The organism is Pelagimonas sp., from assembly GCF_050633425.1.
Classification (GTDB): Bacteria; Pseudomonadota; Alphaproteobacteria; order Rhodobacterales; family Rhodobacteraceae; genus Pelagimonas.
Genome location: NZ_JBOEGM010000037.1, coordinates 1 through 25,050, shown reverse-complemented (window position 1 = coordinate 25,050; position 25,050 = coordinate 1). Strand labels below are relative to the sequence as shown.

Annotated in this window: 30 protein-coding genes and 1 tRNA gene; 13 read left to right on the top strand and 18 right to left on the bottom strand. The window is 53.7% G+C overall.

Annotated features, from left to right (window positions below; all coding sequences use genetic code 11):
• Nucleotides 1-2 precede the first annotated feature (2 nt).
• The 3 genes from ACRBB0_RS24515 (at nt 3) to ACRBB0_RS24505 (ending at nt 4,347) form a co-directional block, all read left to right on the top strand.
• On the top strand, nt 3-320 hold the full coding sequence (locus ACRBB0_RS24515) for a hypothetical protein (RefSeq protein ID WP_431377111.1): 318 nt from the start codon (nt 3-5) through the stop codon (nt 318-320).
• Nucleotides 317-2,995 carry an ATP-binding protein gene (locus ACRBB0_RS24510; protein ID WP_431377110.1) on the top strand — a complete coding sequence of 893 codons (2,679 nt, stop codon included), beginning with the start codon at nt 317-319 and terminating at the stop codon, nt 2,993-2,995. Before ACRBB0_RS24515 ends, ACRBB0_RS24510 begins: the two co-directional genes overlap by 4 nt.
• Nucleotides 2,996-3,087: 92 nt before the next feature.
• Nucleotides 3,088-4,347 carry a FliM/FliN family flagellar motor switch protein gene (locus ACRBB0_RS24505; RefSeq protein WP_431377109.1) on the top strand — a complete coding sequence of 420 codons (1,260 nt, stop codon included), beginning with the start codon at nt 3,088-3,090 and terminating at the stop codon, nt 4,345-4,347.
• 24 nt (nt 4,348-4,371) lie between these two features.
• Here ACRBB0_RS24505 and ACRBB0_RS24500 read toward each other — a convergent pair whose 3' ends face one another.
• The 4 genes from ACRBB0_RS24500 to ACRBB0_RS24485 form a co-directional block, all read right to left on the bottom strand.
• Nucleotides 4,372-4,794, bottom strand: a complete 423-nt coding sequence (locus ACRBB0_RS24500; RefSeq protein ID WP_431377119.1) for a TIGR01244 family sulfur transferase — start codon at nt 4,792-4,794, stop codon at nt 4,372-4,374.
• 9 nt (nt 4,795-4,803) lie between these two features.
• A complete protein-coding gene (locus ACRBB0_RS24495) occupies nt 4,804-5,238 on the bottom strand; it encodes a DUF6691 family protein (protein WP_431377108.1) in 435 nt (144 codons plus the stop codon).
• Nucleotides 5,238-5,663: a YeeE/YedE family protein gene (locus ACRBB0_RS24490; RefSeq protein WP_431377107.1), complete on the bottom strand. Its 426-nt coding sequence runs from the start codon at nt 5,661-5,663 to the stop codon at nt 5,238-5,240. The genes ACRBB0_RS24495 and ACRBB0_RS24490 overlap by 1 nt, the downstream gene beginning before the upstream one ends.
• Nucleotides 5,664-5,749: 86 nt before the next feature.
• The gene (locus tag ACRBB0_RS24485) at nt 5,750-6,613 is read right to left on the bottom strand and encodes an MBL fold metallo-hydrolase (RefSeq protein ID WP_431377106.1); all 864 of its coding nucleotides are present in this window, start codon (nt 6,611-6,613) and stop codon (nt 5,750-5,752) included.
• A 165-nt stretch (nt 6,614-6,778) separates the two neighbouring features.
• Here ACRBB0_RS24485 and ACRBB0_RS24480 point away from each other — a divergent pair, with 165 nt between their 5' ends.
• The 3 genes from ACRBB0_RS24480 (at nt 6,779) to ACRBB0_RS24470 (ending at nt 9,521) form a co-directional block, all read left to right on the top strand.
• The gene (locus ACRBB0_RS24480) at nt 6,779-7,096 is read left to right on the top strand and encodes a TraR/DksA family transcriptional regulator (protein ID WP_431377105.1); all 318 of its coding nucleotides are present in this window, start codon (nt 6,779-6,781) and stop codon (nt 7,094-7,096) included.
• Between the two features lie 43 nt (nt 7,097-7,139).
• Nucleotides 7,140-7,352: a hypothetical protein gene (locus ACRBB0_RS24475; RefSeq protein WP_431377104.1), complete on the top strand. Its 213-nt coding sequence runs from the start codon at nt 7,140-7,142 to the stop codon at nt 7,350-7,352.
• Between the two features lie 192 nt (nt 7,353-7,544).
• On the top strand, nt 7,545-9,521 hold the full coding sequence (locus tag ACRBB0_RS24470) for an enoyl-CoA hydratase-related protein (protein ID WP_431377103.1): 1,977 nt from the start codon (nt 7,545-7,547) through the stop codon (nt 9,519-9,521).
• 39 nt (nt 9,522-9,560) lie between these two features.
• Here ACRBB0_RS24470 and ACRBB0_RS24465 read toward each other — a convergent pair whose 3' ends face one another.
• A complete protein-coding gene (locus ACRBB0_RS24465; protein WP_431377102.1) occupies nt 9,561-9,776 on the bottom strand; it encodes a hypothetical protein in 216 nt (71 codons plus the stop codon).
• Nucleotides 9,777-9,959: 183 nt separating this feature from the next.
• On the opposite strand from ACRBB0_RS24465, the gene ACRBB0_RS24460 reads away from it, so the two are divergent.
• Complete coding sequence (locus ACRBB0_RS24460) at nt 9,960-10,217, top strand: DUF2312 domain-containing protein (RefSeq protein WP_431377101.1); 258 nt, start codon at nt 9,960-9,962, stop codon at nt 10,215-10,217.
• Nucleotides 10,218-10,296: 79 nt separating this feature from the next.
• On the opposite strand, the gene ACRBB0_RS24455 is transcribed toward ACRBB0_RS24460, so the two are convergent.
• A complete protein-coding gene (locus tag ACRBB0_RS24455; RefSeq protein WP_431377100.1) occupies nt 10,297-11,178 on the bottom strand; it encodes a hypothetical protein in 882 nt (293 codons plus the stop codon).
• Between the two features lie 132 nt (nt 11,179-11,310).
• On the opposite strand from ACRBB0_RS24455, the gene ACRBB0_RS24450 reads away from it, so the two are divergent.
• Nucleotides 11,311-12,963: an ABC transporter permease gene (locus ACRBB0_RS24450; RefSeq protein WP_431377099.1), complete on the top strand. Its 1,653-nt coding sequence runs from the start codon at nt 11,311-11,313 to the stop codon at nt 12,961-12,963.
• A 47-nt stretch (nt 12,964-13,010) separates the two neighbouring features.
• A tRNA-Thr gene (locus ACRBB0_RS24445) sits at nt 13,011-13,086 on the top strand.
• A 131-nt stretch (nt 13,087-13,217) separates the two neighbouring features.
• Here the strand turns inward: ACRBB0_RS24445 and ACRBB0_RS24440 are convergent.
• Nucleotides 13,218-13,592 (bottom strand): hypothetical protein, encoded by a 375-nt coding sequence (locus tag ACRBB0_RS24440; RefSeq protein ID WP_431377098.1) that lies wholly within the window; start codon nt 13,590-13,592, stop codon nt 13,218-13,220.
• A 2-nt stretch (nt 13,593-13,594) separates the two neighbouring features.
• Nucleotides 13,595-13,783: a helix-turn-helix domain-containing protein gene (locus ACRBB0_RS24435; RefSeq protein WP_431377118.1), complete on the bottom strand. Its 189-nt coding sequence runs from the start codon at nt 13,781-13,783 to the stop codon at nt 13,595-13,597.
• 152 nt (nt 13,784-13,935) lie between these two features.
• On the opposite strand from ACRBB0_RS24435, the gene ACRBB0_RS24430 reads away from it, so the two are divergent.
• The 3 genes from ACRBB0_RS24430 (at nt 13,936) to ACRBB0_RS24420 (ending at nt 16,213) form a co-directional block, all read left to right on the top strand.
• Nucleotides 13,936-14,643, top strand: a complete 708-nt coding sequence (locus ACRBB0_RS24430; protein WP_431377097.1) for a hypothetical protein — start codon at nt 13,936-13,938, stop codon at nt 14,641-14,643.
• A gap of 209 nt (nt 14,644-14,852) precedes the next feature.
• Nucleotides 14,853-15,461, top strand: coding sequence for a hypothetical protein (locus tag ACRBB0_RS24425; protein WP_431377096.1), 609 nt, complete (start codon nt 14,853-14,855; stop codon nt 15,459-15,461).
• On the top strand, nt 15,458-16,213 hold the full coding sequence (locus ACRBB0_RS24420; protein WP_431377095.1) for a hypothetical protein: 756 nt from the start codon (nt 15,458-15,460) through the stop codon (nt 16,211-16,213). The genes ACRBB0_RS24425 and ACRBB0_RS24420 overlap by 4 nt, the downstream gene beginning before the upstream one ends.
• A gap of 31 nt (nt 16,214-16,244) precedes the next feature.
• Here the strand turns inward: ACRBB0_RS24420 and ACRBB0_RS24415 are convergent, their stop codons facing one another.
• The 8 genes from ACRBB0_RS24415 to ACRBB0_RS24380 form a co-directional block, all read right to left on the bottom strand.
• Nucleotides 16,245-16,961 (bottom strand): hypothetical protein, encoded by a 717-nt coding sequence (locus tag ACRBB0_RS24415; RefSeq protein ID WP_431377094.1) that lies wholly within the window; start codon nt 16,959-16,961, stop codon nt 16,245-16,247.
• A complete protein-coding gene (locus ACRBB0_RS24410) occupies nt 16,946-17,731 on the bottom strand; it encodes a terminase large subunit domain-containing protein (protein WP_431377093.1) in 786 nt (261 codons plus the stop codon). The genes ACRBB0_RS24415 and ACRBB0_RS24410 overlap by 16 nt, the downstream gene beginning before the upstream one ends.
• Complete coding sequence (locus ACRBB0_RS24405; RefSeq protein ID WP_431377092.1) at nt 17,721-17,957, bottom strand: hypothetical protein; 237 nt, start codon at nt 17,955-17,957, stop codon at nt 17,721-17,723. The genes ACRBB0_RS24410 and ACRBB0_RS24405 overlap by 11 nt, the downstream gene beginning before the upstream one ends.
• Nucleotides 17,954-18,529, bottom strand: coding sequence for a hypothetical protein (locus ACRBB0_RS24400; protein ID WP_431377091.1), 576 nt, complete (start codon nt 18,527-18,529; stop codon nt 17,954-17,956). Before ACRBB0_RS24400 ends, ACRBB0_RS24405 begins: the two co-directional genes overlap by 4 nt.
• Nucleotide 18,530: 1 nt before the next feature.
• Nucleotides 18,531-18,917, bottom strand: coding sequence for a hypothetical protein (locus ACRBB0_RS24395; protein ID WP_431377090.1), 387 nt, complete (start codon nt 18,915-18,917; stop codon nt 18,531-18,533).
• Nucleotides 18,907-19,536, bottom strand: a complete 630-nt coding sequence (locus ACRBB0_RS24390; RefSeq protein WP_431377089.1) for a hypothetical protein — start codon at nt 19,534-19,536, stop codon at nt 18,907-18,909. The genes ACRBB0_RS24395 and ACRBB0_RS24390 overlap by 11 nt, the downstream gene beginning before the upstream one ends.
• Before the next feature lie 95 nt (nt 19,537-19,631).
• Entirely contained in the window at nt 19,632-20,054 is a 423-nt protein-coding gene (locus ACRBB0_RS24385; RefSeq protein ID WP_431377088.1) for a hypothetical protein, read from the bottom strand.
• A gap of 15 nt (nt 20,055-20,069) precedes the next feature.
• Complete coding sequence (locus ACRBB0_RS24380; RefSeq protein WP_431377087.1) at nt 20,070-20,333, bottom strand: hypothetical protein; 264 nt, start codon at nt 20,331-20,333, stop codon at nt 20,070-20,072.
• Between the two features lie 231 nt (nt 20,334-20,564).
• Here ACRBB0_RS24380 and ACRBB0_RS24375 point away from each other — a divergent pair, with 231 nt between their 5' ends.
• Nucleotides 20,565-22,004 (top strand): SEFIR domain-containing protein, encoded by a 1,440-nt coding sequence (locus ACRBB0_RS24375; RefSeq protein WP_431377086.1) that lies wholly within the window; start codon nt 20,565-20,567, stop codon nt 22,002-22,004.
• Nucleotides 22,005-22,556: 552 nt separating this feature from the next.
• Here ACRBB0_RS24375 and ACRBB0_RS24370 read toward each other — a convergent pair.
• Nucleotides 22,557-23,633, bottom strand: coding sequence for a primase-helicase family protein (locus tag ACRBB0_RS24370; protein WP_431377085.1), 1,077 nt, complete (start codon nt 23,631-23,633; stop codon nt 22,557-22,559).
• The gene (locus ACRBB0_RS24365) at nt 23,633-24,928 is read right to left on the bottom strand and encodes a TOTE conflict system archaeo-eukaryotic primase domain-containing protein (RefSeq protein ID WP_431377084.1); all 1,296 of its coding nucleotides are present in this window, start codon (nt 24,926-24,928) and stop codon (nt 23,633-23,635) included. The genes ACRBB0_RS24370 and ACRBB0_RS24365 overlap by 1 nt, the downstream gene beginning before the upstream one ends.
• Nucleotides 24,929-25,050 lie beyond the last annotated feature (122 nt).

Here is a 25,050-nt window from a genome sequence, read left to right as displayed (position 1 = left end):
GCATGACAGGAAAAACCACCAGCAACACCAACGACAGTTTACCTTCCCAAGAGAGCAGGTCGGATAAGATTCCGCTGTTTGTCGAACGTCAGACCTATAGACGACGCCGTCTTGTTGATGCGGCGCGCGCGCTGCCGGTTTTGGGGATCGTGCTTTGGCTGCTGCCATTGCTTTGGGCGATCCCCGACCAATCCACCAGCGCCTCGTCGGGGTTGGTTTATGTCTTTTCGATATGGATTGGCATGCCAATCTTGGCAGGGGTTCTCATCCACGCCATGAACCGGCGGGCAGCCCCTCCAATCGGTGAGGACGAGGCGTGACCAATCTCAACGCCTTGGCCGGAATCTCTATCCTCTATGTTCTATTCCTGTTCGGGGTTGCTTTCTTTGCCGAGCGCGCCTCTCGTCGTGGGCGCGCGACTTGGCTGCGCGCGCCTATCGTCTACACCTTGTCGCTTTCAATCTATTGCACCGCTTGGACATTTTATGGCGCAGTTGGTTCTGCGGCCCGGAACGGGTTTGAATATCTGACCATTTACCTCGGGCCGTCTTTGGTTCTGGTCGGCTGGTGGTGGGTGCTCCGCAAGTTGGTTCGCATAGGCCGGGTACAGCGCATCACCTCAATCGCGGATTTGATTTCGTCGCGTTATGGCAAATCCAACTTGCTGGGCGTCGGTGTGACGCTACTGGCGGTGATCGGCACGACGCCGTATATTGCTTTGCAGTTACAATCGGTTACCCTGTCTGTTGAAGTCTTCCACCAAGCGGGTGCAGGCGCAGTAGAAGAGCAGAGTACCGCCTTTTGGGTTGCTGTTGGCCTTGCGGTTTTCACCGTTATCTTTGGCACCCGCAACCTTGATGCCAACGAACGCCACCATGGTGTTGTGATGGCCATCGCGGTTGAGGCAATCGTCAAACTGGCGGCTCTGATGGCGGTTGGAATTTTTGTGGTGTGGGGCATTTCTGGCGGTGTTTCCCAAACTTTGGCACGCATCGACGCATCAGAGCTTGGTCAATGGGATGTTCAAGGCGGACGCTGGGCGGGCCTTATGTTCCTATCTGCTGCGGCTTTCCTATGTTTGCCGCGCATGTTTCAGGTGATGGTTGTTGAAAACGACAACGACCCGCAATTGCGCATGGCCGCCTGGGCCTTCCCTCTTTATCTCATGTTGATGAGCCTTTTCATCGTTCCCATCGCGGTGGTCGGCCTTGATGTGTTGCCAGCTGGGTCAAACCCAGATCTGTTCGTGTTGACCGTTCCATTGGAATACGGCCAGAACGCCTTGGCTTTGCTCAGCTTTTTGGGTGGGTTTAGTTCTGCCACCTCCATGGTGATCGTCGCTGCAATTGCGCTGTCGACAATGGTGTCCAACCACATTGTGATGCCGATATGGCTCAGGATGAATGAAAACATGGTCAGCGTCTCGGGCGACGTGCGCAACGTGGTTTTGCTGTCACGCCGCCTGTCAATTGCTGGGGTTTTGGCGCTTGGCTACCTTTATTACGCGCAATCAGGTGGTGGTGCGGCGCTGTCGGTCATCGGTTTGGTGGCCTTTACCGGCGTTGCTCAGGTCTTGCCGGCCATGCTGGGTGGGATTTTTTGGCGTGGGGCAACGCGCATTGGCGCATTGGCAGGGCTCACCATTGGTTTTGTTGTTTGGCTGTATACCTTATATCTGCCCAGCTTTGGACCGGGCGTGATTATCCCGCAAAGCTTCTTTGTCTCAGGCCCGTTTGGCGTGACGTGGCTCCATCCCGAAGCGCTCTTTGGTATAACTGGGCTGGACCCGTTGCTCCATGCCGTTATCTGGAGCATGTCTCTCAATACCATTGGTTTTTTTGTGGCCTCGCTTGCAAGTTTTCCGTCGCCTCTGGAACGTTTGCAGGGCGCGCAATTTGTCAACATTCAGCAAGGGGCCGGCGGGACGCGAAGCTGGTCGCAAGGGGTGGCCGAAGCGGAAGACCTGATGGTGATGGCACAACGTATTCTGGGAGCCGCCGATGCCCAGGCGCTGTTCCTTCGCGAAGCCCGGCGTCAGGGGTCTGAAACCCATTTGCCAGCCCCAACACCTGAGTTTTTGCAAATACTCGAGCGCGAATTGGCGGGGTCGGTCGGTGCGGCAACAGCGCATGCGATGGTGGGGCAGATCGTTGGCGGCATGAGCGTGTCGGTCGAAGATCTCATGGCCGTGGCGGATGAGACTGCGCAGATGATGGAATATTCCGCGACGCTCGAAGCACAGTCGCAGGAATTGTCACGCACGGCGGCGCAGCTGCGAGCTGCGAATGATAAACTCACGAGGCTATCTGTACAAAAGGACGCCTTTTTGAGTCAGATTAGTCACGAATTGCGCACTCCGATGACGTCGATCCGAGCCTTTTCCGAGATTTTGCGCGACGGAGACGGGATCACACCCGAAGAACAAAGCAAATATGCCTCTATTATTCATGACGAAGCGATCCGGTTGACCCGCCTGCTGGATGATCTGCTTGATCTTTCGGTGCTTGAAAATGGTCAGGTCAGTCTCAATTTAGGCGACGGGCTTCTATGTGACGTGCTGGACCGGGCGCAGGCCGCCGCTCTAGCCCATGACGACAAGCGCGGGCTGGAGATCATCCGCAAGAGCGAAAGCGAACAGGTTTGGTTGAATACCGATACTGAGCGGCTTAGTCAGGTTTTCATCAACTTGATTTCAAACGCCCGCAAATACTGCGACGCACCGCAGCGTGTTTTGGAAATCCGAGTGAGCCAGAACGATGCGCTAGTTGTTGATTTTATTGACAATGGCTCGGGTGTTGCGCCCGAAGCGCAGGACGTGATCTTTGAGAAATTCGCGCGTGTTAGTGATCAAAAAGCTGGCGGCGCGGGTCTTGGCCTTGCGATTTCAAGGCAAATCGTCACCCGGCTTGGCGGCGAAATTTCCTACCTCCCAGGAGAGACGGGCGGGGCGTTTCGGGTTGTATTGCCGTTAAAGCGTGCATTGGCTGCGCAATAATTCCTAACATTTTGTCGGTGCGGTAAAGTGGTTGGTAACCAAATCCGTTCATAACCGAATGAGAAACGGATTACGACGGGTGCATTCTCACGATGGCAGATGGGGCACGACAGGACGTTCTGGGCCAGAAGGCACAAGCGGCGCAACGTGCGTTTGAGGCACGGGGGATGTCCCCGTCCAAAGCGCTGCGCCGGGCCTTGTCCCGGACAGCAGATGTATTGTGGGACCTTGCGTTGGTGACGCAAGGGGTCTCTGTTGAGATGCATGATCAAGACGGGGTCATTGATGGTCTCGGGCAGCAAGATCTGTTGATTTTACTAGATGGGCCTGATGGGGCATTGGGCATTGCGTCGATCGAACGTGAGGTGATGACCGCCATCATCGAAGTGCAAACCATCATGCAGGTAACGCAAATGCCTGTTGAAGAAGACCGGATATTGACCCCAACGGACGCGGCTATGATGGCGCCTTTGTTGGACGGAACCTTGGAGCGGTTGGTTGAAAACCTGGACCATCATCCGCTGAGCCCCCAAATTGAAGGCTTCCGATTTGGGGCAATGATCGAAGATTCCCGTGCCGCCGGGTTGTTGTTGGATGCTTCTAGTTACCGAACTTTCCGGGCTGATGTTGATTTGGCGCTGGGGCGTCGCAAAGGTTCTTTGTCGATCATTTTGCCGGAACGCACCAGCGCGCAATTGGAAACCGCTGATGGCAGTGACAAAGATGCCCCCGGCCCTCATGAGGATCAATTGGGAAACATCCCGTCAAAGCTCGAAGCAGTTTTGACGCGCATTACCTTGACACTGAGTGAAGCCGAAAACCTCAAGGCGGGCGATTTATTGCAGTTACAGCCCGATGTTTTGGATGGGGTGGAATTGGTTGCGGGGCGTAACCAGGTGGTTGCCAAAGGCCGTCTTGGCCAAATGCATAACCAGCGCGCGGTGCGGTTGACTTGGCCAGAAGCTCCCGTTCCCGCAATGTCTCAACCAAGCGACGGCATGGTGGCTGACGAAATGGCTGGCGATGTCATGGATGGTTTTGCCTCTGAGGCCGAGCCGGAACTCGCGGCCTTGCCTGATATCGGAATGGGCGGAGACTTGCCCGACTTGGGAGGCGGAGGAGACTTTGGCGGGGAGCTTCCTGATATTGGTATGGGAGACGCTGGTGCCGACTTTGGCGGCGAGATGAGCACAGAAGACCAAATGTCGGATTTACCTGACTTGGACTTTGGGGCAGACGCAGCAGCCTTTGATATGGACCTTGCCGCCGAAGGGTCCGAAGGTGATGCGGCTATGGCCGATCTTGGGGACTTTGATTTTGGCTCCGAACCCTTTGAGATCGAAGAAAGCTAAGCCCGCGGGGGCTTAGCCTATTCGTTATTGTTGAGCCATCGCTTCTAGCGTTGGTCGCATTCCAGCCAGATCATACCCAGCTTGGGCAGCTGTGTCCAAAATATCGTCGACTGGCAGCTTACCGGCTTGCGCTAACGCCCAGATCACCGTGCATCTGGTCCCTGAGGCGCAATAGGCCAAAACAGGGCCATCAGCCTGCGCCAGTTTTGTTTGCAGTTCAGAATTCTCAGAGGTCATCGTCTGATGGGTCAAAGGGAGAATCTCAAACTCCAAACCGGCGGCACGCAGGGCTTCTCCTATGGCGTTGGCCTGCAACTCCGGAGGATTTTCGGCATCGGGGCGGTTACAAATGACGCGGACAAAGCCCGCATCCTTTATGGCTTGCGCGTCCTCGGGCGAAATCTGCGGGGACACGAAATAGGTCGGGGTAATCTGGCGCATATCCATAGTCATGACCTACTCTGCTGGAAGCGCTCTGTCTAGGCGTGTGCGCAACTGTGGGGCCACGAGCATGCCAACCAACATCGCGACAACAAAGACAATTAAACCGGGGCCACCATAGCTCAGCGACGCAATGGCCGGACCGGGGCAAAGACCGGCAAGCCCCCATCCCATACCAAACATAACAGAGCCGGTGATCAATCGCGGATCAATTTTGGTGGATGGCGCAGGTGGGAGCGGTGTACCAACCAAAGACGTTGTGCGTCGCTGACGGACCAGCCATGCCAGCGCCATGGGGATCATTGCCCCGCCCATGACAAAGGCCAGAGTCGGATCCCAATGGCCAAAAACATCCAGCCAGCCTTGAACTTTTGCGGTATCGGTCATGCCCGAAATGAACAAACCAGCGCCGAACAAACCACCGGAAACAAATGCGAATACAAGGTACATCAGATCACTCCCAGTAGGTGGCGGAAGATCACGACGCCGACGCCACCCGCCAGGATATAGCAACATGTGGCCACAAATCCGCGAAGGGAAAGGCGTGACATCCCGCAGACACCGTGCCCCGATGTACAGCCATTTGCCAGACGGGTGCCGACCCCGACCAATAGGCCCGCAGCCGTCAAAATCCACATGTTATCAGTTATATGCGTGTCCACGCTGCCATAGTATGGCATCAAGAGGATCGGTAAAATAATGACGCCTGCCAAAAAGGTAAGCCGCTCCCATTTTGTGTCCAGGCCCGACCGGTCGACCAAACCGCCTATGATGCCCGAGGCACCCATAATGCGGCCGTTTCCCAGCAGATAAACAGCCCCTCCGGTGCCGATCAGCAAGCCGCCAATCAGCCCCCAAATCCAATCACTGTACATTTTCGCGTTTCCTTCATCGTCCATTAGGTCGCGGTTCGCATCGGACCTGTCTTGATGTGGGGCAAGCGCCCCTAGATTGAGAAGACTTAAAGCTTGTTGACGGGAACTTTGAGAAAGACGTCACCTTCTTCGTCGGCTTCTGGCATCTGACCTGCACGCATGTTCACTTGCAGCGATGGGATGATCAGTTTGGGCATCGCCAGTGAGGCATCCCGCGTGTCCCGCATCTCAACGAACTCGCCCTTTGATTTGCCAGCGCCCACATGCACATTGGCGGCTTTTTGCTCCCCCACAGTGCTTTCCCAGGCGAAATGATCGCGCCCGGGGGCCTTGTAATCATGACCGACGAAAATGCGTGTTGCATCCGGCAGTGCCAAGATTTTCTGTACAGATTCAAAAAGTGTTTCGGAGGAACCCCCAGGGAAATCACAACGGGCGGTTCCGAAATCAGGCATAAACAACGTGTCGCCAACAAAGGCGGCGTCGCCGATCACGTAGGTCAAACAGGCGGGCGTATGGCCCGGTGTGTGCAACACATCCGCCCGCATCTGGCCAATCATGAGGCTGTCACCTTCTTGAAACAGCTGGTCAAATTGCGACCCGTCTCTTTGGAACTCGGTGCCTTCGTTAAAGACCTTGCCAAAGGTATCTTGGACAACGGTAATCCGATCGCCGATGCCAATCTGGCCGCCCAATTGTTCTTGAATGTAGGGCGCGGCGCTCAGATGGTCGGCGTGAACATGGCTTTCAAGCAGCCAGACAACATCATATCCCTTTTCTTTTACAAAAGCGATAACCTCATCTGCGGAACGCGTATCGGTGCGCCCAGACGAGTAGTCAAAATCAAGCACGCTGTCGATAACGGCGCAGGCGGTCCCATTGGGATCACGTACGACATATGAAATCGTGTTGGTGGCATCGTCAAAAAATCCGGTGACTTCAGGGGTCATGATCAGCCTTCCTATTGTTGGCCGTTTGCTGGGGCCTCTAATCTTGCAAAAACATATAAGCAAAATAGAATGTATTGCAAGTGTGTGTGCTAGATTGACCTGAATCAAGGTCCATATCGGCCCTTTCTGTCATGTTATAACCCGCACTGCGAAAGGATCAACTCCATGTCACATCATAAGAATAAATTGTCCCTTTTAAACCGGTTGCGTGAACTCGGGGTGCGTCTGGATGGAATAGAAGATGCATTGGAAGCGCCCCATTCAAAGGACTGGGAAGAAGCCGCCGTGGAACGCGAGGACGAGGAAGTGCTTGAGCGACTCGGTCAAACTGGGCAAGCTGAAATTGCACGGATTAAAAACGCACTCGCCAGAATGGCGAGTGGAGAATACGGCTATTGTGCGAAATGCGGAGACGAGATTTCGGAGCAAAGGCTGGAGGTCTTACCGGATACACCAAACTGTGTGAAATGCGCAGCGGGTTGACCTGACACCCTGTTTCCATTGGTACCCAGAGGAGGGGACTACCATGATTGACGATCTGAAGACACGACTTAAAGAATTGAAAAAAGAGCTGAAATTAGCCGACGATCAGCAGCGTGAAGAGTTGCTGGATCATTTGGAGGAGGCCGTTCTGGGGTTGGAAAGCCACGGCGTTGAGGTCCCGAGATGGGCCAAAGACATGATGGCCTCTCGGGTCGACGAGGCAGTCGAGGACATGTTTGATAACATGCCGGTGTAAGCGCGGTCCGGCCTGCCGCGGTTTGTTGTGGCTTTGGATCAGGGGCGGTTTCTGTCCCTGATCTGTGCAAAACTTGCAAAAAATCGTTGTTTCGCGTCTAATTCCCTAAAAAGCAGCGTAAAAAACGCGCTTGGCTCGCCGCATCCACAATCGGGTGCGGCAGAGTGGGACATTGGCGGAAAGAGCAGGCGAATGGCAGTTTATATCGGCTATGAAGTCGTTGAGGGTGTCGCATTCTTAACTGTGGCAAACCCACCTTTGAATGCCCTGTCAAAACCTGTGCGCGTCGGTCTTATGCGGGGTTTGACCCGCGCCGCCAGTGATGATGGTGTTCAGGAAATCGTAATCTTGGGGGCCGGAACAACCTTCCCGGCAGGCGCAGAACTTGCTGAGTTCGACACGTCTGAGGTGCCATCATCACCGCATTTGCGGGACCTAGGCACCCATATCGAAGCCTTGTCAAAACCAGTTGTTGCCGTTCTGCATGGGACCGTGTTTGGCGGTGGCTGTGAGCTGGCGCTGTCGGCCCATTACCGTTTGGCGCTGCGCGGCACTCGCATCAGCCTGCCTGAGTTGAAACTTGGATTGGTGCCGGGCGCAGGGGCGACACAGCGGTTGCCACGTTTGATAGGTGCCAAAGCCGCCCTTGATATGTTGCTTGGTTGCCAAGTGCTTAGCGTTGATACTTTGCCCGGACAGGGCCTTGTTCATGGCACGTGCGAGGGGGATATGAAGCAGGCGGCTTTACAGTTTTGCCAGAAGCTTCGGTCTGGAACTGCTCCGCCCATGCCTGTGTCTGAAAGGCGGGACGGGTTCCAAGACATGGCGGCCTATTCAGCGGCCATCAAGACGCGTCGCAATGCATTGAAACCCGAAGATGGCGCAGCTGCCCGGATTATCGATTTGGTTGAAGCTGCTCCAATGGTGCCATTTGAAATCGGTTTGGTCATGGAGGAAGACGCCCATAACGAAAGTTTGGCTTCGGATGCGGCGCAAGCGTTGCGTCATAGCTTTCTTGCAGAGTATCGAGCGCGCCAAAACGAGCGGCAAATGCCCCTGCAGCTGACGATGGAAACCGTCGCAATTCTTGGTTCCGGTCCTTTGGCAATGCAAATCGCGGTTTCGGCTCTTAATGCGGGCATGGCGGTGCATTGGGGCGCACGGGATGCGCGCAGTCTTGTGGAGGGCAGGGCGCAAATCGAAGCGGTCTTTCAAAAGGGTGTCGAAAGCGGCGGACTGTCAGGGGAGGCCTCGGCTCTCCGGCTCGGCCGACTCAAAACTGGCGAAAATGCTGCCATGCGGATCGGGTCGGATTTGATCTTGCATGCTGCGCCTCGGCAAGGGGATGCAATGTCAGCTGAGGGGATCGTGCAAGCCGTCGCATTTCCTGCTCCTGTTGAGGAGTTGGGTCTGCGTTTTGCTCCGCCGGTGTTTGCCTCCAAGCTGGTCGAGATCGTTTGCGGGGCAAATTGTCAGGACCACCAAATCGCCACTGCACAGGCCTTGGCCAAACGGCTGGGGAAAGTGGGTATTGTTGTGCGTTCTTCAGGGGATAGCATCGCTGGAAAGATGCTGGCGGCGCTTCATCGGGCCGCGGATGGGGTGGTTGATTTGGGGGCAAGTCCCTATGCGATCGACGCTGCTTTGGTTGAATGGGGGTGGAACAAGCCACCCTTTCAGAGCCGCGATACGCTTGGTCTTGACGTTTTTGAGAATGCGCCAAGAGGCAAAGGGGCGTTGAACTGGTCAGCGCATTTGGCCGAAGTGGGCCGGGCGGGGCGTGCTTGTGGTGCGGGGTTCTACGATTGGACGCAGGATGGTCCTAGGCCGAGTGAAGCCGTTCCACGGCTGATAAACGGATCGCGCCCGCCCAAAGAGCTTTCGGCAGAGCTTATTTGCAGCCTAATTATCGGAGCCTTGGCCAATGAAGGCCTGCGTCTGTTGCACTCTGACATGGCTCAACGCGCGGCGGATATTGATCTTGTGACGGTCCATTCCTTGGACTTTCCCAAAGGAAATGGCGGCATTATGAACGCGGTCAAACAGACGGGGATGTTAAGGATTTTCAATGCCTTGGACAGGTTTTCCCACCCAGATAGCGGGTTCTGGCAGCCATTGCAGATGTGGCATGAGCTGATCAAAAACGGCAAGACGTTTGACGAAAGATAGCGGGCAGATTTTGTAAGGCCGCCTGTGTAAATTTGCCTGCTAGCCGAGGAAAATGCCCATAATGACAGCCATCAAACCCATCACAGACAGCAGCAAAGCCCCCATATTCAGAGGAACCATTTTGCGCACCACGTCGCGCAGCTCTTCGTCGGACAAGTTCTGACCACGGGCGCGCCAGACCTTGGCAATGCACCAAACCAAACCAAAGAGCCCGATGAAGGACACCAATGCGCCACCCCAGATCAGCCAGTCCATTTTCCTACTCCTTGCGCGGAAATCCGTTCAGGCAGGCGGTAAAGGAGCCTTTGCCATGGCGCAACCCCTTGATGATGGCCGCGCGCACGAGTAGCTAAGGGCAGACCGGCGGGTTTGTGGCACCGGTTCTGCGGTGCCGGCCGTAGCGAAACGGAAAATCGGGCCATTTGGCAGGAGAGCAAAATGCAGGATTCAGGATCTGATAGTTATGGTGTAGCCGCTGGTGAACTCAAACAGTTCATCGAGCGTATAGAGCGCCTTGAAGAAGAGAAAAAAGAAGTTGCCGAGCAGATCAAAGAGGTGATGGCCGAAGCCAAAGGGCGCGGTTACGACACCAAAGTCATCCGCAAGGTTGTCGCGCTGCGCAAGCGGGACGCGGACGACATCGCCGAAGAAGAAGCGGTTTTGGAGATGTACAAGTCAGCCCTAGGGATGGCGTAACGCGCCCTAGGTCTTTCAGAGCTCGAATAAACGCGGGATAGCCATAGGGTTACCCGCGTTTTCTGTATGTGGTGGCAGGCTATGGCGCAATTATCGTCACGCCGGGAATAGCGCTCAGGGTGTGGAGATCGTCTTCGTAAAGCTCGGTCAACATATCCACATATGCCGCATCCCAGCCCGGCAAATCCAACTCTTCCTCGATTTCGTCATCCAAGGCGTATTTGTCCAGAAACGCGGACATGATCCGGCGCTTTTGCTGTTCGTTGACATTTGGGTTCTGGGCAAGAAATTCGCGGAACCGTTTCATGCCCTCGGGGCTGATGATTTGATTAAAAACGTCAAATGCGCCGGTAATTTTGCGGTTGATTTCGATCCCGGCCAATTGACGAATGACTTGCCCCCAAATCAACGGTGTATCTTCGTTGCACCAGAGGGTGATTGGCATGTTCGGAACCTGATCACGCAATCGGCGGATCAAATCCGACCACCGAAGCTGCATCGGATCAATGCCGTGCATAAAATCCTGAAAGTTGGTGTGAGGGGTGGCAGCAAAGGCCGCAGGTAAAAAGGTGGCTGGGTCACGCAGACCCAAGAATAACTCAACCTGATCTTCGGCGAAAACGCTTTGCAACGTTTGCAAGCGACCCTCGGCCTTGCGATAGGCCCGCCCGCCTTCAAACATCAGTTTGGGCACCGAAAAGAAGCTGTGATGGCTCAACAACAAGCGGTTAACTTGGGCGTGATCCTCTTCTAGAATCGCATCAAGGACAATTTCACGGGTGTCTTCTTCAATGCCATTCCGTCCCAAGCTGTTTATCGCTTCGAGCAGGAATTTGCGGTATCTTGACGGGCCCGGAATCGCGACTGCTTCGTGGCGCCACCCATCAGCATTTCGCAATAAGCATTTGAGGATACGATCGTCGTCCGTACAATGGACGCCTGCGTGTAAAATGACCTGCATGTGACTTGTGTCTTGGCTCTGTTATTGCGCGTTGTGCTCGGCTGATGTGCAACGGGGCTTTTGGTTGGCCCGCGTCTGCATTATAAGCTGGTTCGCCCGGAGGTTAATAGCCCCTCAAGAAAGGTGCGGTTTATGACTGTGACACAAACAGCCCCGATGCGCGCCAGACTGCGTTTGCCAAGCAAATGGTCGGTTGGGGCAGTGGTTATTGCGGTGATCGTGGTTGCGCCGATTTTGGCTGTTTTGGGCTTGGCCATGTTTCCGAAGGAAAACATCTGGCCGCATCTGATGTCGACCACTTTGCCGCGCTACTTGCGCAATACCGCCATCTTAATGGTCGGGGTAGGAGCCTTGGCGGCGATGGTCGGAACGGGGGCCGCTTGGTTGATTTCGCGCTATGAATTTCCTGGGCGGCGCTGGATGGAATGGCTTTTGTTGTTGCCTTTGGCGATCCCGGCTTACGTCGGGGCCTATGCTCTTGTTGATTTTCTGGAATATGCCGGGCCAGTGCAAACCGCCTTGCGCGACGTTTTTGGTTGGCAAACATCCCGCGATTACTGGTTCCCAGAGATTCGCAGCATGGGGGCGGCGATACTGGTTTTGGCGGCGGCCATGTACCCCTATGTGTACCTTTTGGCGCGGGCGGCATTTCGGGAACAGAGTTCAGCATCGGAAGAAGTCGCACAATCGCTCGGGGCAGGGGCTTGGGGGCGGTTTTGGCGGGTTGGCTTACCTTTAGCACGCCCGGCGATTGCCGCTGGCGTGGCCATTGTAATGATGGAAAGCGTCAATGATTTCGGGACCGTAGACTATTTTGCAGTTCAAACGCTGACCACCGGAATTTTCACGGTTTGGTTAGAGGCGAACAACGCAGGTGGCGCGGCCCAAATTGCAAGTGTGGTGTTGATTTTGGTCATTATGCTTGTGGCGTTTGAGAAGATTTCGCGCCGTAAGATGCGGTATTTCAACTTGTCGACACGCCATCGTCCTGTGGCCCGCAAAGCATTGGGGCGATGGATCGGCTGGATGGTGCTGTTCGTGTGTTTCGTGCCTTTCTTTATGGGTTTTTTGTTGCCGGCCGGGGTCATACTCAGCCACGCCTTGGATAATGCCGAAAATTGGCGCGATCCTGCGCTCTGGGAGGCAGGCCTAAATACGTTGACGGTTGGCGGGATAGCAGCGGTTGTGACAGTCGCCGCTGGCGTTTTCTTGGTCTATGGCGTGCGCTTGACCGGGCGAAAACTTCCAAGGCTGCTTTTGCCCGTAACGACAATTGGCTACGCGGCACCAGGAGCGGTACTTGGCGTTGGGATTTTGATTCCCTTGGCGTTGGTCGACAACGCGCTCGCTGATGCGATTTTGGGTGTGACAGGCGTGGACATCGGTTTGGTTATGACCGGTTCTGCTTTTGCACTTATTCTCTCTTATTGCGTGCGATTCTTTGCCATCGCCCAAGGTGCCGCTGATGCCGCGATGGGGCGGGTGTCGCCAAATTTGGCCTTAGCGGCGCGATCTTTGGGGCGCAATCAGGGGCAAGTTCTGGGCGCTGTGTACTATCCGCTCATGCGGGCGTCTGTAGCGTCGGCTTTGCTGCTTGTTTTTGTCGATTGTGTCAAAGAGCTACCCGCGACCCTGCTTTTACGTCCTTTCAACTACGACACCCTGGCGACACGTGTCCATGAACAAGCCTCACTAGAGGCTTTGGGAGACGCTGCACCGGCCGCAATCTTGGTGATTTTGACCGGTCTTGCGGCGGTCGGACTATTAGCTCGTGCAAACCGATAATTTGTGCTTGCAAACCCCGCAGAGTTTTTCTATTCCACCCAAACAGTGCCCCTATAGCTCAGCTGGTAGAGCAACTGATTTGTAATCAGTAGGTCCGCGGTTCGAGTCCGTGTGGGGGCACCACTTAAACTCTTGAAATTGAACGAAGATCATGCGTTTTGGCGCTCGCATCACGGTAGTGGTTTGCTCGTTTTGCAATTATTTTTGCAATTGGATCGTAGGCGCGATTTGAAGCTGCCCGACTCGTTCTGTTTCTACGGTTCATTCGCCAAGCGCGCAGCTTTTGTGGCATCGCGATACTTGGCTTCGCAGTTCACGCATAAATCGTCACCGGATTGCCGCAGTGTGCCGGAGCAGCGCCGACACGGCCTGTCAGGTGCCGCATAGCTATGATCGCCTTTTGCCCAAGCCTCTGCTCTAGCAGGGTTGGGGGATGGAACGCCAAGGTCGCCACGATTGTAGGCATGCCAAACGGCAATATTTGAAAGACCTAGAAAATCAGCAATCTCACGACATTCACGTGTTTGGCGTAGATGACCGCCGTTATTCCGATACAACGATCTTGCCAGATCAAGCGCAGCCGGAAACTCCCGCAGATCAACCATGGATTTCCGTCGCTTATCGCCCATTCTCAGCTTGCCTCATGACTATCTAGCAACGCGCCGACTTTCACGTCCAAGGCTATAGCCAATTTGTCTACGACAGTAATTGTGGGGTTTCGTGCGCCTCGCTCCAAATCGCTAACATAGGTTCGGTGCAGGCCAGCTTCATGCGCAAATTCCTCTTGCGACCAGCCTTTCGACTGGCGCAATCGGCGCATGTTTAAACTTAGACGAGCACGAATTTCCATGCCGCCAATGGGCAAATTTGTCGCCAATCAGTCTACAGACGATCAGTGACATTATTCTTGACTGATTGGGTGCTGGGTGCCTTTCTGATGTCACTCATTGTCTTCATTTTGCGAGATAGAAATTGACCAGCGTGCCGCCAGTTGCGAGATTGGCTGACTACATAGAGCAAACGGAGTTAAACGTTCCCAAGCTGGCGGATGAATACCGCTATGCGTCGCTACCATTGTGCGTTGTCGATGCGGTTTTTTCGATTGGGGTCCGATACACAAGCACGCAGAAAGTCGTTTCCAACTTGTGTGAGTTTGCTGGATGGACGCGCTTTGCTACATCGCGGGAAGCCCGTGAGGCTGGTGAGTACGGGATAGGCGACCTGACCTCAATGTTTGATGAGTTTGGCGTTGAAGGGATGGTCGAAAGAGCTTTCCAGAATAGACAGCGCACTTCCTCTCGATCTGGCATCCTCAAGGCCGAGGCCGTCCTGTTATATTGCCGCGCATTGATCGAAGCGGGTATCAACGATTTTCCGGATTTGGATGTCGAGCGGCGGGAATACGCAGAAGCGATCATTTTGGGTCTGCCCGGCCAGTCAAGTGGCATCGCGTTCGACTATTTCATGATGCTGGCAGGTGATGACAATCTTATTAAGCCCGACCGAATGGTGCAGCGTTATGTTGGCCATGCGCTGGACTTGGACAGCGTGCCTCAACCCCGCCAAGTGGTAATTCTTGTAAGGCTTGCAGCCAAAGAGCTTCGCAACAGGGGGCAGCTATGGACACCCCTGAGTCTAGACCATGCGATCTGGAAGCATCAATCTCGGCACGAAGATTAGGCTGTTCTAATCGTGGGTCAATATTGGAGACATTTTCGTGGCCAAAAAGTTGGTGGATGAGCCTCGTTCACGTCTAAAGCATGAAGCTGGGGGCTAGTACGCCTCTGGCAATGAACCAGACTTGTTGCTTGCAATTCTCAGAGCTCAAGTAAGCGGCGCAAGCCTTGCCACAATAGGGCGATCTCTATATATAGAAGTGCAACACAAGAATGGCACTATTTGTTGAGGCGTTCATGCAAACAAAGTTACATATTAATCTTTCGCAAGGCGTCTTGGACGTCGAGGGCGACCCTGAATTGGTTCGTGAAGTTTATACTGATTTCAAAGAAAAACTATTGACTGGTTTTGGTGGCTCAACTCCAAGTCAGCCTACAGAACAGACGGCCGCAGAAAGCACCGTTCAGCAGGCCGTTCCGAAGAAACCTAAGCGACGTCCGGCTGCAAAGAGACCGGCAAGCGCCGAAGTCGCTGGAAGTGGCATTATCGCCAACTCACCCAAAATGGACAAGAATCTCGACACCGCCAATTTGGCCGTTTTCTTCGACCAGTTCGAAGTGTCAAATAATCCAGAAAGGATTCTGGTGTTCCTCAAGTTTCTTATCGATGAATTGAATATTGAAAACCCAAACACCGACCAAGTTTATACGTGTTTCGAGGCAACCAATCAGCGTGTGCCTAAGGTTTTTGCCCAAGCGTTTATCGATACCAGTGGACGCAAATATGGATATATTGACTACAAATCGGCAACCGACATTGAGATAACAACTATCGGAAGCAACCATTTCAAATTTGATCTGAAAAGAAAGGCCCCTGAGTGACCGATTCCGTTAATCGTTTTTACAACTCTATTGAAAATGCGGCTAACGAAAGTCAAGCAAACCTAGTTGGCCTGTTTCTTTACTTTCTCACTGTTGAAGCCGGTCAAGAAACAGCGACGCCAAAACAGATAAGTGATTGTTTTGTGGCTTGCGATCTTGCCGCGCCTGCGGGTGTTGCGGCACGTCTTTCCGAAGGACTTAAAACAAAACCGAAAAAATATCTTAAGAATGCCGGAGGCTATAAGCTCGAACGGCATACGCGAGAGGCTCTCTCTCGGAAGTTGGGAGCAGAACAGATTACTGTTCAAACGAGCGCCACGCTGCGTGGACTTGAACTTAAGCTTCCTGACGGACCGTCAAAAGGCTTTCTAAAGGAAACGATTGATTGCTTCGAAGCGGGCGCCACTAGAGCAACTGTCACGATGGCTTGGATTTTAGCCGTTGACCATTTGTTTGCTCATATTTCCAAACACAAGATTGTCGAGTTCAACACGGCTCTTGCAGCAGACAAAGGTGTGAAGCTCAATGCGATCACACAAAGGGACGATTTCACCGAAATAAAGGAAGGAAAATTCATCGAACTTTGTCGGGCAGCAAAGATCATTTCCAACGACGTGCGAAAGATATTGGATGCGAGTCTTGGAGCTCGAAATTCTTGTGCGCATCCATCCGGAATTTCAGTGAGCAACACAAAAGTGATCTCCATTGTTGAGGATCTAGTTGAAAATGTCGTTCTCAAATACCCGGCTTAGTCACCTCAAAAACGAGCACCTTTGCCGACCTTTAATACATCCCAACCAGCTTACTCATCTGAATCCCTTGCGGCACAAGATACTGCGACGCGAAGGCCGCAACGATTAGCCCGATACCAAGATCGCCGTGGCCCGACGCGTTGCGTGCCTGAGTGATGATCTGGTTGCCTGCTGTCGTGGTTTGAGTGGTGAACGTCGCCAAGTCTTCTTCAATTTCTGAGCGAAGCGGCAGGTCATGGGCGAATTTCAATTCATCGGCAGCAAACAACACCGCGAGGTTTTCGATCATCAGTGTTTTGGACGCGTTCACATACCGGCCTTTACGCGTCCAGTCCGCCCCGCCAGTCATCTGCACTGCCGAATGTGGGATCGACTGATCCCAGAGCATATCAGACACGACGCGCCCCAAGCTTGTACCGTCAATGATTAACTCCGACTTCCCGCCGAACGGGGCAGCGTTGCGCAGGCGTATCAAGTAGTCGACCACATCGACGTAGGACGCGCCCTTGAACTTATCTGCGAAAACGACTGTGCGCTCGCGCGGCCCAAGGACGACACGACTGCCATTTGCAATGGGAAGCTGCTGGTCCTTGATCACGACCGCCGATGAAAAATCTGCGGCTTGGCCCAAATCAGCGCCGACGAAGTATCTGACAAACCCGGTCACTCTCTCTATGGCTGGGTCCATGTTTGTTTCGTTGATCACGCGCCCATCAGGCATGTGGATCAGGTTCAGAACCTCGGACATATCGCGGCCTCCTGTGATGTTGCGTTTTCAATGGTTGAAAGGTCGAAGTAGGACAGGCCATCCGATAGAAACTCGCACAACACCTCCTGACGGAAGCGCGTGGCCGACAGTTGTGACCGCAGGCGTTCGACACGGGATGCAAGGCGCGGGATTGATGTGCCGGGCACCTTGATCCGGTGAACGTTGTCTTTCGGTTCCAAGAATAGGCTGGCGAACAGGTTCGATTTTCCTGCGGGCGTGCTGGCATAGAAGGTCTGCCCGTTGTCCTTGAGCATTGGCAGCAGCGCGACAACCACGTCTTCGCCGCCGTTTGCGCCGGGGAGATAAGCCATCTCATCAACGAGCAGCAGGTCAGCGGTATATCCCCTGATCGTAGCACCGGACGCTGGCACAGCGACGAAGCGGCCCCCGTTTGAGCATTCAATCTCGGTCTGAGTTGCGCGTTCCACGACGAGATCGGTAGCACGCAGATAGTGTTGCACTTTGCGGGTGATCTCGCGCGTTTGCCGTTCGGCAGGAGCCAGACAGATCGTCGTGCCACCGCATTTCAATTCTCGCACTCCACGCGTTGCAAGAACGCAGGATTTGCCGGCTTGGCGGCACACCAGCAGCGCAACCGTCGGCGCGTCAGACGTGATTGCCTCGATTTGCCACGGATCAACGGCGTTTGCCGTGGGCACTTCTTGGCGTAAGAAATGCAGCATTTCGGCCGCTGGGTCGAGGTCACGTTCCAGCCCTACACACCAGTCATGAAAGGCATCAAACGGCATTGCGGCGCTCCGTCAGGCGCATCAGGTGACATTGGGTGCAATCGCCGTGTTCATTGCGTGGCGAGATATGGCCGCGCTTGCAGGGTTCGCCTGTGAAGTAAAGTTTGCCGCCCTCGGTCTGCATCACGCGTTTGGAATGCGGCAGGCGCGCCCAGCCGGGATTGTCGCCAGCGGCCTTGAGGCGACGGGCATAGGACGTGAAGCCTTCGAACTCGCGGTGGGTCATAGCACGTCCTCTTCTTTGGTGACGGACAAGACGTGGTGGCGCATACGTCGGAGCAGCGGTTCACGCGCGGCGGGAACCTCGTCGCAAACCTCCTGCAAAATCGTGCGCAGTGTTACCCATTCCTTGGATTCCGCGAGTGTGACGTTGACGGTCAGATTTTGCGCCAGCTTGCCCTGCATGGAGGCGATGTCGCGCAGCACTTTGCGCAACCCGTCCATCGCAGCCAGGGCGAATCCATCGTCCTCGTTTTCCTCTGCTTTGGTGATCAGCTTTTCAACTCGCCGCGCCAAACTCTCATACGTCATGGCGACGTCCATCCGGTCTTGATTGATGATCTCTGTGTCGGTTTCGACCCCCTGAATACGGGTTTCAGCCATAATCTCGCGGCGCATTTCCTCGGTGATCTTATCGTCCCTATACCGCTGGACGGTCGAATAATCGACACCGATACGACGGGCGATTTCGGCCATAGAACGACGGTTCAGCACAATGTCTTTGATGATCTCCTGCTTGTCTGGGCGCATGTCGATCACCGCCCGACGCCCGGAGTTTTTGTTGCCGCCTTGAGCCATATCAGGAACCTCCCGATGCTTTGGTTGTGGCGAGGATCGGTGCGCCGTTATCGTCGCCATACCAACGGGCGCGTTCGCGCAACCGCCCCCATTCTTCAACGGAGACATCAACCAAATGATCATGAACGCGATTTGCGAACTCTTCCCCGACGCCCGACCGGATCAGGTCATTGCGCAACTTGGCAAAGCTGGTGCCGCCAAGATGCAGTTTCATCATCTGGGCAAGCGTGGCGATTGACGCGTCGGTTGTGTTGGCGTTTGGGGTGATCTTGAACAGATGGTCCCAGACAATCGCGCCATCACGGCGGACATAAATCTCGATCTCGGGGTCGATGCCGTAGACAACACGGCAGGCCCATTCAAGGCAGGCGCGGTTATCAGCTTGCATTGGCCGCGTTCTCCATCATGCGCAACTTAGTCTGCATGTGATCCGGCAAATCCCCCGGCTTCGACCATGAGACAGGGATAAATCCGTCCTTGCGCAGTAGTTTGTATTGCTGCCGAAAATCCGATGATCCAAGCACGTCCTGGCGGACATAGGCGCGGCGTTCCGCATCGTCTTTGACAACGGTTGTTTTGGTTGCTGCCACTTGTGCTCGTCCCGACCGAGTTGGATCGCCTTTGCCTTCGTCGATCACGGATAGAGTTTCACCAGCGGCTTCCGCCGCTGCTTTGGCCTCGCGATACTTGACCGGATCGCGGGCATCAGTGCGGCTGATCGAGTATTTCGGACGATGCCCCTTGAGATGCCAATTGCCATTGGCGTCTTTTTCAAGATTGGCCGAACGCATTTTGCGCTCATATTCTTCGTCCTCCACAATATCGACGATGGATTTCTTGGGTGGCTGCGCCTCAAGCTGGCGCTGCATGTCTTTCTTTTCATCCAAGATGCGGGCGTTGAACGAATGCAGATCATCAAGGCGTTTGGCCTGATCTGTCATGGTCTCGGTCAGCTTTGAGACCTGCTGCATAAGGGCTTGCAAAGCGGCTGTAGTTTCGTCGGGCATAGGGTGCTCCTGATTGATCCAAAAACGAACGCGGCGTCTTGGGTGACGCCGCGCTCATCTGGATTGGATCAGAAAGGAGCGACGCACCCATGCGCTCACGCACACAATCGGTCCCGCTGCCGGGGTTGCTCAACCAAAGAAGAAGGTCTTGGAGGTGGCGAATTTAGGTGATGCCAACGTGCACGAATGCGCTCGACTGCATGGCGGTGTCGAGCAAGAATGCCGAGGGTGGGATTAGACGTGGGCGGGGGAAAATCCGCGCCATCCATCATCGCCCGAATGCGCTCTGCAAGGACATCTCCATCCCAACCGATCAACGAGCAGAGCGCATTGCGGTTTCGAGCAAGTGACCCGGTACTATCGGTCAGAAAGGAGATTGCCTGATCCTGCTCGGCCTGAGTTGTGAACGTAGACGAACCATCCGTTTTGGTCGCGATGAATAGATCACGATAAGCCTGCATCAGAATGGCCGTCACAAGGGCAGATTCAGGCGTCTGTGGGCCGTCTTGGGGCAGCATGACCGATGCCCCGGATCAACCGCGCAGACCGTTCACAACGGGCAAGATGTGCCGCCATGGCAGAGCGAACCTGCCTTGATTTGTCTCAACGCTGACTCCCGTGTCTGACGGCACGACGCGATAGTGACGGTCGATGGCGTCCGCCTCTGGATTGGACAGGATGGCTTCAAGGTCACCTGCCAGATGGCTGGCGTCATTGACGGTGAAATCCGCACGGCTGGAATTGGTGATAAGTTGAAGGGTGGCGTTGCCATCCTTGAGTGTCGCGGTGATCTGCATTGTCGCGCCTTTCGATGAAAAGCGCGCCTGAGGTCAAAGGATACGCCGAACCTCCCTCAGACGCGCAGGTTCATCACACGGGTTCGACTGATGATGCGTATCACCTTGAAACGGGGCGGATGCGGACAGAATGAGGTGGAACCCACGCATTTTGAGGTGCCATCCTACTGGCACATCTTCAACCTAAACGGTAGAGTTACGCCAAGCCAAATTTGAGTGGGAGTATTCGTTTTGACTGCTATTAAAGTTTTCATTTCTTACAGTTGGACAAGCCCGGACCATGAGGATTGGGTTCTGCGCCTTGCGACAGACCTGAGAGAATCCGGCGTAGATGCCATTTTGGACAAATGGGACTTAAAAGAAGGGCACGAAGCCAATGCTTTCATGGAAAAGATGGTTTCGGACCCCGACATATCTAAGGTCGTGATCGTTTCAGATCGCGTGTACTCCGAAAAATCCAATAAACGTACTGGTGGCGCAGGAACAGAGGCACAGATTATCTCCTCTGAAATCTTCTCGAAAGAAGATCAAAACAAGTTTGTGGTGGCCGTTACAGAGTTAGACGACGAGGGCAAAGCCTACGTTCCGAAATATTACACTTCACGAATATTTATTGACTTCACTGATGAAAGTAAGTTTGCGGGGAGTTTTGAACAACTTTTGCGCTGGATAGCAGACAAGCCAATCCATAAGAAACCAGAGCTTGGGAGCCTTCCAAAATACATTTCGGAACCCGAAGAGGCGGTCGTCTTGGCTACCAGTGCAGCCAAACGCAGAGCGATGGATGGCCTGACCAACTCAAAGGCTTTCGCTTACCCCGCCACCAAGGAATATCTGGAACTTCTTAGCCGAGAATTAGAGAAATTTCGATTGCCGTCGGATGTTACGCCTGAAAGCGATGAGTTCATTGAGAATTTTCAATCTTTTGCACCATATCGGGATGAATGTATAGAGATCGTGCGCGCGGTTTCTGATTACACCAGTGACGAGAAATACATCGAACTCATCCACGCATTCTTCGAACGATTTCAAGGCTATTTTCATCCGCCAAAGAATGTAAATAGTTACCACGACACGGATTTTGACAACTTCAAGTTCTTTGCACATGAGTTGTTTTTGCACGTTGGTGCGACGTTGATTTCATCCGGTAGATATGAAGCGTTCAATCAGCTTGTGGCCACGCCGTACTATTTAGCCAATCGAGCGGATCGTGGCCAAGAACCAATGGGGAATTTCACTGAGTTCCGGCACTATTTGAAGTCTTTGGAAATCCGAAAGCAGAATCTCAAACTGAACAGATTGTCGTTGGCTGCGGATTTCCTTCACGACCGGGCTGGTGCGTCAGGCATTGATTTTTCAAAAATCATGGAAGTTGATTTTCTGCTGTTCTTACGCGCCGAACTGGCAGACTTAGATTACTATGACCGCTGGTACCCGGATTCATTAGTATATTTGGGTTACGGCCATCGTGCATTTGAAATTTTTGAAAGATCTCGTTCCAAGCGATACTTTGAACGGATTAGGCCGGTACTCGGGAATGCAACCAAGGAGGACCTCGACAAACTGGTCGAAGGCTATCGGGCCGACCCGCAAACTCTTCCAAGGTGGGAAGGCTCGCGGATCAGTCCAGTAAGCCTGATGGGGATTCAAAATCTGTGTTCGGTACCTTAGATTGAACTTGGTAAAATGCTTGGGCGAGATATTAGGCCGAATGCCTGTCTTCAGCAGTGTTGTCGATCCAATATCTAACTTTTTCTCTGACCCACCAACTAATTCCCAATCAGTTGGTTTCGCTTGGAAACGTTGAAAAAATCCATGGTTTGCAATTCAGGCTTTGCAATTTTCGGCCAAATTTGCCCGGCCATGATGCAGTTAGGCGGAGAATTCTGAGGAAGGTCAGTTGCCTACGGATCGTGTTCCCATGGAGGCTACCACATTGCCCACGAAAGCATTGGCAGTGTGGCTATGCCAACGCTTTGGTACGAAACGCAAATCCATGCTTACCACGCTACACACACTAAAAATCAAAAAAGTCATATGTAAACTTAGCCTGCAAAATCGAGCCTTGAAAGCGTCACCGCTGACATCTGTCTCGGAATTCACAAAAGCAGCGTCTCTTGCATGGGAACATGCGCTTAACAACATGGTTGGCAAACAAAAATATCCCCACGCAAGACCAGCCAGCGTGGGGAATTGTCAGCCTATTGGATCGCCACCATGGGATCAGAAGGGTATGTCTTCCTTCACAATGGCGCCGTTATCTTTCACGTACTGCAAAACTCCATCAACATCGCCGCCGTTAGGGTCAATGTCGTTGACTGTCTCGGGGTCGGCAATGCGATGCTCCACCCAATCGCCATCATCGGAGTATGTTTCACCCGTGACTTTGGACACAATGCGCCGAAACTCCGACAAAGCCGGAAGCTGGACGCCAGCGCGATCTGTGCGCTTGATAACGTAAGGCGTCAGGATGCCATCTGGGGTCTGGCGATATTCAACCTTTTCAATGTTGATGCAGTTTGCCGCTGTCACTCCACCAAACTTGTCGCGCAGTTGGTTGGAAAAGCGCCGTGGGTTGTCATAGCGAGATGCACCCCGCGCCCAAGCTTCACGCGCCAGCGTAGCCGTTGAGATGCGCCCATCGCCGCGCAGATCGTCAGGGCATGAGCCAGTGCGAGCAATATCATCCATCAGTGCAACGACAGGATCAGAGGCAATCTTGTCGGATGCTTTGGCTGCTGTCACCCATGGCGACGCGATCAAATCTTGATCGACTTCATATTCCAGCAAATATCGCAACACAGCGCCCGGATCGTCGCGCAGCAGGGCATAATACGGATCCCACCATTTGCGGCCTTCTAAGCGATTGGTGTCGTCAAACATGGTTGGCACTTCAATCACGGTCCAGCGGCGATCATCAAAATCGACGTGAACAGCCTGGTCTTCATTGGTTGTGGCGATCACACGGTGGACGTTCTTGGCCGAAAATGATGCAAGGTATTTTTGCTCGTAGGTCCATTCATCCGACTCCACCAACACCTTGGCCGCTGCTGCCACTTTGCGCGAACCAGCGAAAAAGGATTCTTCCGCCAGCACGAATGTTGCGCCAAACATTGAACGGTTGAATTGTCCAAGCAAGCGATCTGACTGGGCAAATTCAGCGATGTGAGCTTTCGGAAGGATCGCACGCATAGCTTTGCCAAGGAATGACTTCCCGCCGCCTTGACCGCCGCGCAGCGCGATTGCTGTGCCGGGGTGCTTTGACCATGGGCGCTGCACAGCGTCGGCTAGGAACGACATTACCCAATGCGCAAGATCAGCATCGCCAGAGCAAAGGATGTCTTTGACATACGTCTCCCACAGCGTGGCATCGCCGTTTGTGGTTCAACTTTCCAGCCTTGAAAGATGTTGTAGCCTTCACCATCGTAGTCCGGCGCTTCGATCACGTAGCCATCATATTCACGCCGATCTGGATCATCGAGCCAATATGCCGTGACTTCTCGGCCACGCAGTTTGTATGGACGCAGTTTGAGTTGAAATGCCGCCATTGAATAAGGCTTGTCAGTTCTGGTGTTCAACACTTCGAACGACCCATCGACGAACATCAAAGCCCATTCAGCATTCATCCGTTCAACAACATCGTAGGCAAGATCAGCAACTTCGCCTTGCGGCAGTTTTAGCACCTGTTCAATCACCGTGGACAGTCGTTTGCTGTCAGTGATTGGGCCTTTGGAGCCAAATTCGCTGTCTGGGTTGTTGAACTCGTCATTGATGCCATGAATGATTTCGCTGATCTCATCGTCATCCGCTCCGCGCGCCCGTGCAGACGCGCCGCAATGAAAGAGAAAGCTGTTACGCCCCTCCATCGCTTTGCCGGATGTAGGGCGTTTGAAACCACCAGCATATTTCTTTTTCTCTCGCGCTTTTGACGAGCGTTTCGGAGCTTTTGTCAGCGCAGAAATGATCACAGAAGCCATGTGAGATTCAGGCACATAACACTGCTCTGCGATTTCCGCCCAATCTGCTTCGATCACGTTGCCATATTTGGTTCGCCCGCAGTATTGGATCGTCGAGCCAGCTTTCCAAGCCAGCACTGGGCGATCTGAACCACATTGTGGCAAGTTCATCTGTGATCCGTTGCCAGCTTTCTGTTTTGGGAAAATTTCGTCGGCATGGGCTAGGATTTTAGATTCTAGAACGGCATCGCGCTTCGCCGCCAGGTATTTGCGCATAACATCGGCATCCACCCAATCACGGGTAAATGCGATGATATGAATGCCACCTGATTTGGAACGTGAAACAAGGCATGGATCCGCCCACTTCCTCATGAACGCTTCCAGTTCGTCATCGGTTTCAAGGAATGGGTAGACGTCAACATCGACCGCACCCCACTTGACCTTGCCATCGCGCAACGGCGACAAGCCTAGTGAAATTTCACCATTCAGATGTTGGGTCCAGACTTTCTCTGACACCTCGCGCTTAATGGTTTTGTAGTCGGGCACCAACTTGCCGTCTTCATCCCTAGCGTTGAGCGATGACGGGTTGAAAGCTAAGTAGCGTTCTTGATTGCCAGCGAACAATTTTTCGTAAGCCATAATGATCTCTCTTTCTCAAGAGAGCGCGGGTCCATCACCTCATTCCATGGTTTTGGCGGAGCATGAAAACTGCTATAAGGCAGTTATTCCAAATACTTCGTGCAACGCCTAACTCGGAGCGG